Annotated in this window: 12 protein-coding genes; 6 read left to right on the forward strand and 6 right to left on the reverse strand. The window is 45.2% G+C overall.

The genetic code is table 11. The features are described from left to right. Window positions 1-1,261 precede the first annotated feature (1,261 nt). Window positions 1,262-3,076, forward strand: a complete 1,815-nt coding sequence (lepA, locus tag PMIT1303_RS05660; protein ID WP_063397877.1) for a translation elongation factor 4 — start codon at window positions 1,262-1,264, stop codon at window positions 3,074-3,076. Window positions 3,077-3,087: 11 nt separating this feature from the next. Here lepA and PMIT1303_RS05665 read toward each other — a convergent pair whose 3' ends face one another. The 6 genes from PMIT1303_RS05665 to PMIT1303_RS05700 form a co-directional block, all read right to left on the reverse strand. After that, a complete protein-coding gene (locus tag PMIT1303_RS05665; protein ID WP_156486919.1) occupies window positions 3,088-5,208 on the reverse strand; it encodes a hypothetical protein in 2,121 nt (706 codons plus the stop codon). 111 nt (window positions 5,209-5,319) lie between these two features. After that, a complete protein-coding gene (locus tag PMIT1303_RS14330) occupies window positions 5,320-5,979 on the reverse strand; it encodes a type II secretion system protein (protein ID WP_369818709.1) in 660 nt (219 codons plus the stop codon). A gap of 3 nt (window positions 5,980-5,982) precedes the next feature. Next, a complete protein-coding gene (locus PMIT1303_RS05680; RefSeq protein WP_063397880.1) occupies window positions 5,983-6,252 on the reverse strand; it encodes a hypothetical protein in 270 nt (89 codons plus the stop codon). Then, window positions 6,246-8,864 carry a hypothetical protein gene (locus PMIT1303_RS05685; protein ID WP_156486920.1) on the reverse strand — a complete coding sequence of 873 codons (2,619 nt, stop codon included), beginning with the start codon at window positions 8,862-8,864 and terminating at the stop codon, window positions 6,246-6,248. The genes PMIT1303_RS05680 and PMIT1303_RS05685 overlap by 7 nt, the downstream gene beginning before the upstream one ends. 85 nt (window positions 8,865-8,949) lie before the next feature. After that, on the reverse strand, window positions 8,950-9,462 hold the full coding sequence (locus PMIT1303_RS05690; protein WP_063397910.1) for a type IV pilin protein: 513 nt from the start codon (window positions 9,460-9,462) through the stop codon (window positions 8,950-8,952). A 1,163-nt stretch (window positions 9,463-10,625) separates the two neighbouring features. Then, the gene (locus PMIT1303_RS05700; RefSeq protein WP_063397883.1) at window positions 10,626-11,135 is read right to left on the reverse strand and encodes a type IV pilin protein; all 510 of its coding nucleotides are present in this window, start codon (window positions 11,133-11,135) and stop codon (window positions 10,626-10,628) included. Window positions 11,136-11,498: 363 nt separating this feature from the next. On the opposite strand from PMIT1303_RS05700, the gene PMIT1303_RS05705 reads away from it, so the two are divergent. The 5 genes from PMIT1303_RS05705 (at window position 11,499) to PMIT1303_RS05725 (ending at window position 15,531) form a co-directional block, all read left to right on the forward strand. Beyond that, on the forward strand, window positions 11,499-11,999 hold the full coding sequence (locus tag PMIT1303_RS05705) for a hypothetical protein (protein WP_063397884.1): 501 nt from the start codon (window positions 11,499-11,501) through the stop codon (window positions 11,997-11,999). Further along, on the forward strand, window positions 11,996-12,424 hold the full coding sequence (locus tag PMIT1303_RS05710; protein ID WP_063397885.1) for a hypothetical protein: 429 nt from the start codon (window positions 11,996-11,998) through the stop codon (window positions 12,422-12,424). The genes PMIT1303_RS05705 and PMIT1303_RS05710 overlap by 4 nt, the downstream gene beginning before the upstream one ends. After that, complete coding sequence (locus tag PMIT1303_RS05715) at window positions 12,421-12,963, forward strand: GspH/FimT family protein (protein WP_063397886.1); 543 nt, start codon at window positions 12,421-12,423, stop codon at window positions 12,961-12,963. Before PMIT1303_RS05710 ends, PMIT1303_RS05715 begins: the two co-directional genes overlap by 4 nt. Then, entirely contained in the window at window positions 12,950-13,555 is a 606-nt protein-coding gene (locus PMIT1303_RS05720) for a type II secretion system protein J (RefSeq protein ID WP_063397887.1), read from the forward strand. The genes PMIT1303_RS05715 and PMIT1303_RS05720 overlap by 14 nt, the downstream gene beginning before the upstream one ends. 494 nt (window positions 13,556-14,049) lie before the next feature. Then, entirely contained in the window at window positions 14,050-15,531 is a 1,482-nt protein-coding gene (locus tag PMIT1303_RS05725; protein ID WP_063397912.1) for a HAMP domain-containing sensor histidine kinase, read from the forward strand. The last annotated feature ends 24 nt before the right edge of the window (window positions 15,532-15,555 follow it).

Raw genomic sequence — 15,555 nt, forward strand, 5'->3', positions numbered from 1 at the left:
TTTTTCTATAGCGATTTGATTGTGTAGCCATTAGGGATTCCTTGGATAGCTATAGTTTCTCCAAGCTAAGCCCGTTAAGCGGTGACTTGGATCAATAATTGATGTGATTTTGCTCACAGCGATTAAAGGGTACTTGATTTTAACTGTTGTTGCCACATATCAGCTCTGGGAATGCATTGTTAGTTCTTGTGGCCAAAAGGATTGCGTTGTTCCCACTCTGTGCGGGCAGGGTAGAAACTTGGGCACTCACCAATTCCACTGCCGTTGGTGGTGTCTGTCTTGCAGTTGGTGATTATGCCCACCTAACTGACTTTTAAAGTTCTTCTGAAAAGACTTGCTTTTGCGGAGAAGCAGCCTTGATCTTTTGATTAATTGCAGTTCTGGTGATTATGTGGTCGAACGAATATACACTCACTATAAAGTTCATCAAGCCTTTAATGCACTATCGTTAAATCATTGATCGCTGATCAGGCCTTCTGGTTTGTCTAGGATTGCGCTTTGTGGTTCATCGAATGATTTAGAGGCGTAGGGATAGCCTCAGGGTTAGAGTCCCTGTTGAAAATTAGTTCGTTCATCCCGCTTTGCAATCGCTCTTATATGTGTACACCATTGCTAGTGGCGAGGGTTTAAGGGTGCGGCTGTTAGATAATTAGCGGCTGTTAGTCGCGTCTGGTGACTTGGTGGAGATTAAGGATTGGTTGATTAATAGACCAAAGCTTTCTACAAATTGCCGAAAATGCTTTGTATGGAGCTGATGCCTATTTCCAAACTTTACTTGCCAAGTTGGATGTTGGCCTGCTGATGCTCGCTAGATGTTTGGATGTTGATCGGTTCAGTTTGTTGCTAGGAATTGTTCATATGCTTTGGCATGCTTGTCTTGGTCTGGTACTGGCTGCTTCTCTGCAAATGCAAAAATATTTTCAAGTTACAGCGTGTAGTTATTAGCTTAAAAAATAAATGCTGCCAGTTAATCTTTTCCTGCTGTACTTTATGAGTTTATAGAGAGCTTCTGCTGCAATTGATTTTTTGATATTTTTATTGCAGTGGCTTAGTTAATAAGTAGGCTTTAGTCATGATAGCCTAGAGCATTAACTTTTTACTTTTGGGTAAGTCAAGAGTCTATCTTTTGATGATTTATGCATTTTTCGCTAGGTAGCCGCAGTAGAAGTTGGCGAGTAATCCACCTGGCTGGTCAGATCAGCAGGATCCTTAGAATCTGGCTTCTGACTCCAAAGCGCCCGAGAGGGGAATTCGCCAACGCATGACCGACGTTCCCGTTTCTCGCTTGAGGAACTTCTGCATCATTGCCCATATCGATCACGGCAAGTCGACTTTGGCTGACAGGCTGTTGCAGGACACTGGCACGGTGGCTGGTCGAGATATGCAGGAGCAGTTTCTCGACAACATGGATTTGGAAAGAGAGCGGGGCATCACGATCAAGCTCCAGGCTGCCCGGATGAACTACACGGCTGCCGATGGCGAAAGCTATGTGCTCAACCTGATTGATACCCCTGGCCATGTGGATTTCTCCTATGAGGTGAGCCGCTCCTTGCAGGCCTGTGAAGGGGCCCTGTTGGTGGTGGATGCCAGTCAGGGTGTTGAGGCCCAGACCCTGGCAAATGTCTATTTAGCGCTGGAAAACGATCTAGAGATTATTCCTGTGCTCAACAAGATTGATTTGCCGGGCTCTGATCCAGAACGGATTAAAGAGGAGATCGAGGCGATCATTGGTCTTGACACCTCAACCGCAATTGCCTGTTCTGCGAAAACAGGCTTAGGCGTATCAGAGATTATGCAGGCGGTGGTGGATCGCATCCCGCCCCCTGCAGATACCATCGATGAGCCAACGAAGGCATTGATCTTCGATTCCTACTACGACTCCTACCGAGGCGTGATTGTGTATTTCCGGGTGATCAGTGGCCGGATCAGCACGAAGGACAAAGTGTTGCTGATGGCCAGCAAGAAGAGCTATGAGCTTGATGAGATCGGTGTGATGTCACCAGATCAGTGTGAGGTCAATGAACTTCATGCTGGGGAGGTGGGTTATCTGGCGGCTTCGATCAAGGCGGTTGCTGATGCACGGGTTGGAGACACGATTACCCTCCTCAATGCCCCAGCAGATGAGCCGCTACCTGGTTACACCGAGGCAAAGCCGATGGTGTTTTGTGGTTTGTTCCCTACGGATGCAGATCAATATCCAGATCTAAGGGAAGCGCTTGACAAGCTGCAGCTTTCAGATGCAGCACTGAAGTATGAACCTGAAACAAGCAGTGCGATGGGTTTTGGCTTTCGTTGTGGCTTTCTAGGACTCCTGCATATGGAAATTGTGCAGGAGCGGCTTGAACGTGAATATGACTTGGATTTGATTGTTACTGCTCCTTCAGTGATCTACAAGGTGAACATGATTGATGGGCAGATGTTGATGGTGGATAACCCTGCAACATTGCCAGATCCGCAGAAGCGTGAATCAATAGAGGAGCCTTATGTACGGATGGAGATCTATGCCCCTAATGAGTACAACGGCACTCTGATGGGCTTGTGCCAGGAACGACGTGGTGAATACATTGATATGAAGTACATCACCACTGAGCGAGTTACCTTAATTTATGAGCTGCCCTTGGCTGAAGTGGTGACGGATTTCTTTGATCAGATGAAGAGTCGCACAAAGGGTTATGCCTCAATGGAATATCACTTGATTGGCTATCGCCGCAATGATCTGGTGCGCTTGGATGTGTTGATCAATGCAGAAAAGGCTGATCCACTTACCACAATTGCACACCGTGATAAGGCTTACAATATTGGTAAGGGTCTGGTGGAGAAGCTCAAGGAGCTGATCCCAAGACAACAGTTTAAAATTCCCTTACAGGCTTCAATTGGCAGTCGAATTATTGCCAGTGAGAGCATCAGTGCCATGCGCAAGGATGTGCTTGCTAAGTGTTATGGCGGAGACATCTCAAGGAAAAAAAAGCTGCTGAAGAAGCAGGCCAAGGGTAAAAAGCGGATGAAGGCAATGGGCAAAGTAGATGTGCCTCAGGAAGCATTCATGGCGGTATTGAAACTGAATCAGGAAAGCTAAGTATGGTGACTTTATCGACTGGAATTTGTTGTTACGTAATCCTTGTCGATTTGTAGATGGTCCCCGTTCGTCTTAGTTGATAATTTCTCCATCCAAGGTGATTTTAGTCCAAGGGCTATTGTGTTTATTTTGAGTGCCTGCTTTCTAGTATTATTCAAGTTTGAATAGTGATCAACTGTAGGGGGGCCGTGATCATCGGCTTCCCAGTCACTACCCTCACGATCCTCATTAGGCTGACCATCTGACAGGAAGTAAAGTGTGTCTGTTTCGTCATCTTCGAAAGAGGCATCTAATCCTTCCCATGGTTGAGTCCAGCCCCAATCATTGGGATGACCATCGTCGAGTGAATTAACGAATGCAATTGCGGATTCACGCATACCATCATTTCCGATTCTTACCAAACCATCGCTTGACTCGCTCCATGTTCTGTGGTTACTGTCCCCTGGTGAGCTGAAGGATTGGATGCCAACTTTTGTACTTTTAGGGAGAGCTGTTATTAGACTAATTAGTTCTGACTGTAGCGATTCCATCCGAGTTAAGGCGCAGTTTTGTCTTGTCGATCTATAGCGTTGTCCACTCCAATATGTTCTCATTTGTCCAGATGTGCTGCTCCAAAGTATGCAAGTACTCATCGAAGCTGAGCCATCAACGAGGAAACGGACTTTTTGGCTGCTTACATTGCGGAAGTAAGCACCATTAATAACGCTGTTCTCTCCATAGTTGCCTGGTCGTTTATCTGCTCGAGCAAAGGCTGCTAGGTAAAGTGGATACCTAGTGATACGCTTATTTGCTGCATTTAGAACTTCAAGGTAACTCTCTTTTTCACTGGACAATATATCAGGGTTTGGATCTACAAATTTAATCAGCTTCCTTTGCTGGTCAGTCATGATTCGAAGTGAAGGCTCCCTATAAGTTGTTACCGGTGTTTTTTCATCTGTAAAGGTGAAATCAAGTTTGTCTAGGATCTCTTTTAGATTTAAATTATAATTTGGGGAGTTCGTGCAATCGCCATTTGGCTTGATGCAATTCATAACTCCAATATCTTCAATAGCTTTAGAGATAAATACATCTTCTGTTTCACTATAACGCCCATCAAGGCTGAGTGGTGCTCCACAACGTAGTAGTGCATATCCAGACGCCTTTCCTCCCTCATAGTTTATCTTAGTGGGTTCATATCCAGATGCTTTTCCTTGCTGAGAGTTTATATTAGTGGTGTCATATCCAGATGCTCTTCCTTGCTGAGAGTTTATATTAGTGGTGTCATATCTAGATATTCTTCCTTGCCGAGAGTTTATATTAGTGGTGTCATCTCCAGATATTTTTCCTTGCCGAGAGTTTATATTAGTGGTGTCATCTCCAGATATTCTTCCTTGCCGAGAGTTTATATTAGTGGTGTCATCTCCAGATATTCTTCCTTGCCGAGAGTTTGTATTAGTGGTGTTGTATCCAGATATTGTTCCTTGCTGAGAGTTTGTATTAGTGGTGTTGTATCCAGATATTGTTCCTTGCTGAGAGTTTGTATTAGTGGTGTTGTATCCAGATATTATTCCTTGCTGAGAGTTTATATTAGTGGTGTCATATACAGATGCTCTTCCTTGCTGAGAGTTTATATTAGTGGTGTCATATACAGATGCTCTTCCTTGCTGAGAGTTTATCTTAGTGGTGTCATCATTTGCCTTTGCCTTGAATATAAGGTTGTTAGAGCTGAGACCTAAGCCGTAAATCACGGGGTCATTTAGATCGGCCATTTTGATGCCGAAAACTGGCTTGAATATTTGAGAGCTATCCTCTGCTTTGAGGCGACAAGCTTCAAGTGCTGTTTCATATTGGCTATTTCCCATCTCTGTATGCTCCATTCCACTCATCACCGCTTCACTGTTATTCACTAGGATGTGCAAGCTGCGTTCGACTTCTGATCGCAGCAACCGAAGCCCATTGGTTGTGTTTTGCCTTAGGGTTGATGTGCTTTTTGATTTACTTATCAAGTTTTGTGTTGAACGCAGCGCCAGAGTAGATGCTGCGATTAAAAGAATGCCAGCCCCTGCTGCAACAACGGTTTCTGTAGTTCCAAATCCGTTGGTTGCAAAAGGATGAGAGAAGCTTGGCTTTAAAATGTTTTTGATCTGTTTCATTGTGCTTGGGCCTTAGATGAATTGGCCTTGGTTGTTTTAATTGTTGCAAACTTGAGCACTAGTTGGCTTAAATACTAGTGAATATTTCATGAGGAATATCTGAAGGAACGACTAACTGCTATTGCAGGAAGTCGTTCCTTCATCCCATGTTCCGCTGAACAAATTGCCACCCCCTGAGATCTCTACGCATCGAGTCCTAAGCCGTGGTTCAGCAGCTGCAAAACGTGATCGGATAAGGATTGTGAGAGTACCGCCGCTTGTACTGATACCAGCTGTACTTATTTCGTATTTAGGTTGACGAGCAGAAACCTGCACTTGTTTAGATTCTGGGGTACCCTCTATTTTTAGAAAACGATAATTTGGCTGTCCATTAAGCTGGTCTCCAGTGCATTGTATTTTTTCAAACGTTACAGGGTCATTGCAACATCTTAAACGTATAGAGTTGCTTTGAGAGCCATCAGCTTGTTGTGATTCGAGGATTTCTCCAGGTTCACCCCATGTATTAGTTGCTAGATCTGTGTCAAGATCTAAGACACAGGATCGTTTGTACTGTGTAAGTCTTGCTCGCAGGTTAAATAAGCCAGATTCAACAAACTGTGTGTAGCGATCTACTTCTCCTTGTACAATGGTTCGCCGAGTCGACATCAAGCCATAGGTAGACAAAATACCAACAATTGTGATTGTAACTAGTAGTTCTAGCAGGGTGAAGCCCGTTGATCGATTCTGACTTGTCTGAGACCTAGACATTTTCATCTTAGAATTGCTAATCATTGGCTATTCCTCTTGATAATTATATTGTCCTACACTGCCAGCGATTACGTATTGATTCATATCAAGAGCTGCTGTGATTTTACTCACTTTGATCAAAGTGGAATTTTTATTAATTTTGGAGTAAGTCTTCGCGCGCATTATTTTTTCAAAACAGATAACTTCTCTTAGTGACTTTGCTAACCATACCCAATTGCTTCTTTGCTGAAACTCCGCCAATGAGTGATGCCAATCTGATCGGTTTAGTTTTATAAAAGGCATGTCTTTCCTCACCATCTTCTGAACATATCCAGACCAGTGCCGCGGATTCCGCGGGTTACTGTGCGGCCAAGCATTGCTGCATTATCATCTAAGACCCCTTTTTCACTCCACCGCCAAAGTTCATCAGCGGCTTTCACAATAGAACCTTCGCCACCATCAACCCTACGCGTGCTTAGAGAGAGCTGATTGTTTTGTGAACAGAAATTATTTGCCCAAATTACTCCAGTTAATTGTGCATCATTGCTTAGGGTGAATGTTCCTGTCTGTAGATAAACCCATGCTGCTGGTAGGCTTTTACCTTCAATACTTACAATTTGCTTTAGTTGGGCACTATTCTGTTGAGCTGCTTGTAATTGGTTTAGATCGCAGCCTGAGCTTTCATTGCCTATTACTTGATTGATAATAAACCTTTCAGGTTTGTTGTTGCATTTAGTCTCCCCGGAGTTAACCCCACAGAGGAGGCTATTGTTAGACAATTCTATCCGTCCACTGCTTAGACCTGTAACATGCATCGAATCTGAGGGAGGTAGTTCAAGGTGAAGTACAACAGGCCTATTGTCATTTTCAATTAATATTTTCGTATTTTCTAAATTCATATGCTCTATATACATATGGCAGGCAGTGTTTTGATTGCTTTGTTCTTTGCATATATCCTTTTGCCTGATTCGTACAGTCCAGCTCCTTATTTCATTGTTTGTACCCGCGTCATCATTTTGAATCCTTTCTGTTACCGCCCATCGCATTATAGGATTAAAATACTCTTTTTCGGTAAACTCCCATGTTTGTTTTCTATTCCCTCTTTGATTCAATAGCACCCATCTCCGATTGCCCCTGGGCTGCGTCACATCTCTCTCATAGCATCTTTTCAACCAACAAGCGAGATTATATTTATCCTGGTTGATTGGACCAGTTAATTCCTGATAAGACTTAGATATGCCTTTTGCAGAAACTAGGACAGGCTTTCCAGTCGTAGACCGATCATTTTGAATCCTTTCTGTTACCGCCCATTTTCTTGTGGGCCTAAAATAATCTTTTTCGCTAAACTCCCATCTTTGTTTTCTATGCCTTCTTTGATTCAATAGCACCCATCTCCGATTGCCCGACTTGCTTATATCTCTCTCCCAGCAATTAGCTCCAACACAAACGAGATTATATTTATCCACGTTGGCCCGCCAAGTGCTAGTTATATCCAGATAAGACTTAGATATGCCCTTTGCCGAAACTAGGGCAGGCTTTCCAGTTGAATCTTTCTGTCCAGTCGAATCTTGCTGTCCTGACCGATCGTTTTGTCCTGACTGATCGTTCTGTCGAGATTGAGTGTCCCTCGTTTGATCACCGTTCGCTGGATCTTTGCGTATTGATTCACTCGTAATTTCAATGTCAGGTGCTATTTGATCTCCTCTATTTTTAGCTCTAGTACAGACTATTTCTTCTTTACCGCAGTTAAATCCTCCCTGCTTATTTTCTGTATCATCAAAACTCCATACACGCTCAACATTTGAACTGCCTGGATAATAGTCAATATTATTCTTTTTATTTCTATTATCACTAAACAATATAGTCGATAGAGAACTTTGCTTATCTCTACCCAAAACAGGCCAAATGCGATTGGTATTTGAATTCGTAGTGCCATTGATCCTGCTGAGAAGATCATCTTTACAACCACTACCATCTGCTTTAAGGATGTCAGCGGCCTCATCCTCATTTATGTGCCATAGAATTTTCCCATCCCCTGTGATTTGCGTGGGCCCTATGTCTAAATGTTTTGCTGCAATCACTCCCCAGTCGTTATCACTTTTCATCTTTGACTTGACGTAGAATGAGCGAATCAGCAGAGCCCTCCCTAAAAGGTCATCATTTTCAGAGTCTTGCCTTTTTACCATACCCTCAATTTCGACAACCCCATCACCAACACCAGACGAAAAGTTTACTGAATAGTTCCTCAAACGGTAATAACTTTGAATATTGCCCCTACCGTCTTCACGTTGAATTCTAGGATCTGCACCATTAACAGTAAATGGTAATGCAGTTTTTGATGTTGAGTCGCCAGCCTTAGTATGGCCAGTAGGCCATTTTGCTCCATCTGTGAGAGTGGGCAGGCCCTTAGATGTATCGGTGCAAATTTGCTCGAGAAATTGAGTCCTAGAAGAATGATCAAGCTCCCAGTTAAAGTCTCCATTTTCGTTATTTTCCAGGTTGTATAGATACCCTCTGTATTCACTTGGATCGTTATTGTTCATTACGCTCAGAATTCGGTTGAAGCCATTTACCGATGCAGCCTCAGCCATTTGTTGATAGCTTTCAGAAGATCCCAGCTTCCTGGCCATCAGTTGACGGATCAGTAGCCCGCTAGCTCCAATAATAAGGGTTGTGCCCATTAGCAATGCCAAAACCATTGCTAGACCCTCCTCACCATTAGGTCTTACCCTTTTTAGTAGGAACTTCCTCGTAGGATGGATGGAATGATTGTTCATTGGCGCTCTGCGTGGATAGCCATAGTCTCTTTTGATCGATCTTTTACAGCAGTGTTTTAGATCAAGATTCGATGTGATTTCGCTCACAGTTTTGAGCCATGATAATTTTATTTCTTTGTTTGTCAATGTAGCTTCTGGTAATTTTTTCGTCATCTGTTTTCATGATGTGTGAATTTAGATCTTTGTATTTTTACAGAAATTGCATATATTGCTGCAATCAATCTAGGTTTAATGATGTTTATGCTGGGCAAGGCTTACAGACAAGATTAGCCGCCGTGACCTGACCTTCGCTGTTGTCTATCGTTCCTTTTTTTAAATCGCTAGCTCCTGTAGAAAGACATACACATGCGATTACATTGTATTCAGACGCGTTGTCGTTGGTTGAAGTTGCTGTAAATTCATAATAATTATTGGCGGCATTTGTACGACTTACCGAATATTGACCTCCTGGTAAGGTGATCGCACTGAAGTCTCCAGCAGTAGCAGTGCCGTTGTCTGTCATGATCACAGCAACATCATTCAGATGAGCCCAACTACCAGGTAATAAGTTAAATTCATCGAGATAAGTCGCGGCTGTAGTTTGAAATTGTGCAAGCGTGGAAGCGGCTTCGTTCTGTTTTGTGCGTTGTACCTGTCTAAAGTAATTTGGTAGAGCAATAGCACTTAATATTCCTACAATCACTACGGTGATCATTACCTCAACAAGTGTGAAACCATAGGCTTCTTGTGCCTTAGGGGGTGACCTCATCATCAAAGCTGTTCTTAAAGTCTACAAACACCAAGATAGCATTGATTTTTTGTTTTTCGTTTGAGAGCAGCCTGAGAGAATGCCATTAAGCTCTTGTTGAATCTAATCTATCTTTCCATTTTATTTTTTCTGCAAATAGCTATACCTCTTTTTAAGATTTGTTCTCAGCGATCAATGAGAATACAATTATATTTACTGAGAAAGTGCTCCATTCTTTCCATAAGATCCCCGCCGCCTCTTAGTGGCTGCTTCTCCTGTTCTAAATTGCTTATCCATGATCATTCTTGATAGGGCTGTATATGGAGTTATGTTTTTGATAGTGCCGATCTCTTGTGGCTTTATCAAGTTGATTATAGGTATGTGAATATGGCCATTGCTGGCTATATGTTTCTTCCAGACCAGTATTAACTAGAGAATGGGCATTGGCCAGGATGAATTTACCACTTCTGCCCTTATAACCAAGCCAGCTCTTTGATTGTGGTTGCTCGTTGATTCTGGTTGGACGGCTGTTGCTTTGTTCTCAAATTCCAACTTTATCGGATTGTTCTGCTCTTTACTCGTTATATGTTTCCAGTTTGTTTTGACTTCACTGCGAAAGAGGTTGTTGTTGATCATTTTTCTGAGATAGGGGAGGCTTTAGAAGGCTTCTCCTCCTGATGACCTTAGCTTGTCTGAACACAATTAATTTGGTTATGACCCTTCTCAATTAATCCTGTGATGTTAATCACAGTAGAATAGAGGCATCCATTTTTTTTTACATAGGTAGTTCTATCTATAGAACTTTTAGGAAGCCCTGATTCGTGGATAGATTTACTTTGGATTATCACAAAGCTTGCCTATCCGATTTGATACAGCTCAACTTTTTGGTGGATTTCCAGGATGAGATGCGAACCAGTAGTGGAAATATAAATTTCCTTTGCTTGATAGATGTCTTAGCAAGACCTTCATGGGGCAATGATTCTTTTATTTATGGATTTGAAGAAGAGGATAGACCGTTATTCCTTGTTTCATTGCCATTGAGCCGCAGAAAGCTATCCACAATTAAGGGGGGTGATTGAAGACTAGTTTGTGAACTAAGTTTTTCTTATTCGCTTATTTTGTGGCTGTGTTTTAGCTGAACGCTGACTAGGTATTCTTGCGTTGAGGAGTAAAGTTAATGTTATGAATTAGGTGCAATCAGCAGCAAGATCGGTGGCTGTGCCAGCAGCAAGAAGTTTATTTGAAATATCAGGAGTCCCTACTGCTAGATCTATACATCCATATAGAACTTTGCCGTCGAGAGCAGCGTCTCCGCCCGCAGCAGCAGTTTTTCCTGTTGCTTTGACGGTGAATATAGTTGATGGAGCTGTAATGTCGGGCAATGTAAAAGTGAAATTACCGTTGGTTGTTAGGTTGCTAGCAGATGTGGTAAGGGCAGTGGTTACACTAGGGACATCACCGTCGTATTGATATTCTGCATAAGCTTCTCTGAGAAGAGACCCTATTTTAGTTGTGGCTTCTGTTGTTTTTGCTTTATCTGTTTGACTTAAAAAGTTTGGTAGAGCAACGGAAGACAAGATGCCCACGATCACTATCACGATCATCAGCTCTACAAGGGTGAAGCCTTGCTGTAATGCGCCAACTCCCTTCTGGCGACTCAAAAGTTCAAGCTTTAGCCGTTGGTTGAGGATGCTCATGGTCGAAGGCGATATCAATAGTTACTTCACTATATTGCCTCGCCATGGCGATTTTGTGGTGAAGGTCGTCCAAGGCTTCTCTGAGAGTTCTCTTTGAGCTCGCTTAGAGGCTCGTTAACTGTTGGCCCGAGATGCTCTTTCTCATGCTTTTTCTCTTGCGCTGGTTTGTTCTCGTGTGTGGCAGCTCAGGCTTTTAGCAATCCGAAGCTGGCTAGCTGATTGCTATTCATTGATTTCAACGCCTTGTTGAGCAGGCTTGGGCCGAACTGTTCTGTTGGCTTCTTGTTGATTCAGGTCAGCATCGTTTGCGATTGCTGCTTGCCTGCGATGGCGGGGAATCCTTGTAGCAGTTGATGTTTTGAGATGCCTTCCTATCGCCAGCTGGGCTGTTGTTGTCAAAGCACCACCTCTGGCTTTGTGCTGCCCCTGGCGCTTTCGGCTGCCTTTTTGATTTTACTTAGCAGTACTTCTCTCCTTTCGCTTGCACTCCTGAGCCTTAGTCGTACGCGCATCAGCATGGCTGAGCGCATGCGCGCCGATCAGCTTCGCTCCGCTGCGCAGCACTTCGCACAGCTGGCGACAGATTCCCACGCCTGCCTTCTTAGTTGGCCTTCCAGTAGTTGGAATGATTTGGGCTCTCAATGCGCTGATGCTGATCCCGGCCGTCTGCAAAAAGGCTTGATCGGCGAGGAGGTTTGGTCCTTGATTGACTGGGTTCCCAGTGGTGACACAGGTCGATTGAGTCTGCGTCTTGCCGCTGGTGCTCGAGCTGCCTTTCTGCTCGCAATAGACCCTGATGGCCCAGCTGTGCGTGAGGTTGGTGCGATGCGACCTCTGGTCACCCTTGAACAGGAAAGGCCATGAATTTGATCGAGCTGATCGTGGCTTCACTGTTGTTAGCTGGCACGGCAACGAGCGGACTGCACCTTTGGGGGCAGGCCAGCCTGGCTGCTCATGTTGGTTGGCTCAAAGAGGAGCAGCTTGAGTCTGTTGAGTTGCAGTTGTTGGCCAGCCAGCGCTGGTTGTCAGCTGTTGGCCATGGTTCTGAGTTGCTTACGGCTAGCGGCAGTTGCCGTTTTGATCTTGCCGCTGTGTCTCGTTCAGCAGATAGGGCTTTGCCTTTGCCTGAGGGGCTTGAGCGGCATTGGCAAGCTTATGGGGCTGGACTTTGGCTTGAGATTGACGCTCATCCGCCTAAGGGCTCGCCTGTTGAGCCGCTTCGACGTCGTCAGTTGTTTACGCCCGCGGGTACTGGTTGGTGCAGGCCCAGTCTGACGGAGCAGCCATGAGCCGTTTTCCCGATGTAGACCCTGCTGAGCAGGGATTCAGCTTGTTGGAGCTATTGCTGATTCTCTCGATCCTGGCAGTTTTGGCTGGCATCAGCCTGGTGAATGCTGGTGAGTACCGCCATCGTTTGCAGGTGGATGTTGCTGCTCGACGACTGCGGCTTGGCTTGGAGCGCGCCCGACTGTTTGCTTTAAGTCAGCGGCAGCCTTGCGGGTTGCGTGTTTCTGCTGAAGGTTGGCAGAAGCCGCTTGTTCGTGAGTTGCCAGCTTGTGTGTCCTCTCGATTGAGCCTGCAGGAACCATTTGCTGATCTGCCACTGACTTGGCAGAGCAACTTGCCTCAGATGATGCGCTTTGCGGCGAATGGTTTGACATTGGATGGTGGAACCGTTGTTTTGGGCAGCCTTCACAGCCCTTATCGACGCTGTTTGGTGATCAGCCTGCCCTTGGGCGTGAGCCGTGTTGGTCGTTACGACGGCGATCCCCTCGATCCAGCAATTGGTCTTAGCAGTTCACGATGTTTACCTGATGAAGCGCTCTAAAGGCAATGACGGTTTTGATGGCTTCACCTTGGTGGAGCTGATGCTGGTGATCAGTTTGGGGATGGTGTTTGTTGCGATGGCCCTTGGCGTGATCACTAGAGATCTTTCCCTTGGTCAGGCAATGGCCCAGCGCCTGCGTGAGCGGGGCCTTCAGCAACGCACCCTGATGTTGATCAAGGCTGACTTGGCGCGCGGCTATGGCTGGTTGGCTGATCCGCCAATCTCCAGCCTCTGGCCTTGTTCCTTGGCGGGGCGTCAGGCGGTGTTGGCTATCGCTACAGCGCCAGATGATCCCGAAGCCCGTCGAAGGGCCATCGTTTACTCGGTTGGCTCTGCTCCATCGCCGATCTGGCGCAGCAGGGTGTTGATGCGCTGTGGCCCGGCGTTTGACATCAACGGCGAGCCTAACCTCGTAGGAAGCTTCCAGAATCGTGTGTTGATCGATGGCTTGCCTTCCTCGCTCAGTGATGGCGAGCTTGGTTTTGTGGCTCGTCCTGACCCTCTTCTGCCGGTGTTGCGCCTTGAGCTGGAGCAGCAGTTTCAGACTCCTAACGGGAAGATGCAGCGCATCCGTTCAGCGGCCTCTGCTTGATGCCCTGCACGTTGATGCTTGATTGGCGGATGCAAAAAGCATGTCAGGCTCAATCAACTTTGCTTGTATCGATGCTGTATTCGGATTAGATATATATTATTGAGACGCAAATATTCGATGCTAATGATGAATATGTTGCTCGCAATATAGCTCTGGCCTAATGTTTTTCATGCGGAATTTAGGATGCCAGTAAGCAACTGTTATACGATGGAGTTCCATGCGTGCTTATTTTGACTGCAGAACAGCGGATGTCATTAACGCCCTTTATTTGAAGGGTTGTATCTAGGGAGAAGGAATTTACGGTTGAATAATCAATGTATTAGAAAAAACAATTTGGCAAACTTTTTGAGCTTAGATCCTTCCCTTCTCTGAGAGTGTGCGCTTAGTCGCCGGGATGAATGATCTAGGCCACAGCTTTAGTCGTATGGAACTGTAAAAGTATGCAATGCTAAGCAAGGAGCTCTTGGTTGGACATTAACCGTCTTGGTAAATCATTGAACGCAAAAGGGGCCTGGATCAATTTTAGGCATCCGCCTTATTCGATCCGCCGCGTTCTAGAGCGCACCAGCTTGATGGCTGTGGGGCTGGGATATGGCTTGTTGTTGTTGTTTAACCTGCAGCTTCCCGCTGAACAGCGCCGGCAGGCTCAACGGGAAGACCTTGACTATGTCAAGGCTATTCTTCGTCAGTCGAAGGATTTGATTCTTCGCGCCGATTCAGTATCGGCGTCTGAAAACAGTATTGATCCACTTTTGCTGAAGAGATTGCTGAGTGATTTTTCATCTTTTCGTCTTTTGATTTCAATGCACCCCAAGGGGTTTGAAGCTGGTTTTGTGATACCTGATGTGAGAGGAGGTATCAATCTTGGCAAGATTCTAGCCTCTTATGGTTTGCAAATATATCAGGGTGATGCCAAATATGGTCCTGTTCTTATTGATATTGATTCAGTTTATTATTTAATCATTAAAGATGAAATTGAGCTGCATGGAAATACTTGGAATATTTATCTGGTTGAAGATATAAGTAGGCAGATTCGTCAGCAAGAAATTCTTACCTGGGTTCTTATTCTGGCTGCTTTGCTTGCTTCGATGGTGACCTTGCTCCTCACTCGTACAGGCATTCGACGAGGTTTGGAGCCTTTGCAGCGCTTTGGCAGCGTAATCGAATCAGTCTCGTCTGGATCTCTTGACGATCGTCACTTTGATCCGAAATATGAACCTGTGGAACTTAAACCGCTTGCCGGTTCATTTAATGCGCTTTTGGATCGTTTGGCTGAGTCTTGGAATCGTCAGCGCAAATTTGCTAATGCTCTCAGCCATGAGCTGCGCACACCGATCACGTTGATCATTGGTTATACCTCTAGGGTGTTACGCCGCTCAGGCTCTCTTAGCGATGCTCAGCGGCATCAATTGACAATTGTTGACGACGAGACTCGACGTCTCGGACGTTTAATCACTGATCTCTTGGATATTGCGCGTGAAGAATCTGGCAGTCTGGTCATGACGTCAGCGCCTTTTTCTGCATTTGAGGTGTTAGAGCAGGTTTTTTTGCTGAATAGAGGTGATTATGAGACTCGCTTGAACATGCAATCGAGTTCAAACGGTGTTGATCAGATCTGGGCTCTTGGTGATCACGACAGGGTCGTGCAGTGTCTTAGCAATTTGATTGAAAATGCTTTCAAGTACAGCCCAGCAGACAAGCGAGTCGAATTGAGCTGCAGTAGTACGCATGAGTATGTGATGTTGCAAGTTCGAGATCATGGCCCCGGTGTGCCAGAGGCTGATCAGGAGCTGATTTTTGAGCAGTTTCAGCGTGGCAGTAACACGGCACAACAACCTGGCAGTGGGGTTGGTCTAGCGCTTGTGCGCTCTTTGGTGAAGCGGATGGGAGGCCGGGTTTGGGTTGAGAATGCTGCTGATGGTGGAGCGATCTTTGTGATTGAGTTGCAACGTTGTCAGCCGCTTCAGCAACAATGAAGAGACTGTTCTCTCTCCTCCTTC

The organism is Prochlorococcus sp. MIT 1303 (assembly GCF_001631965.1).
GTDB lineage: Bacteria > Cyanobacteriota > Cyanobacteriia > PCC-6307 > Cyanobiaceae > Prochlorococcus > Prochlorococcus marinus_D.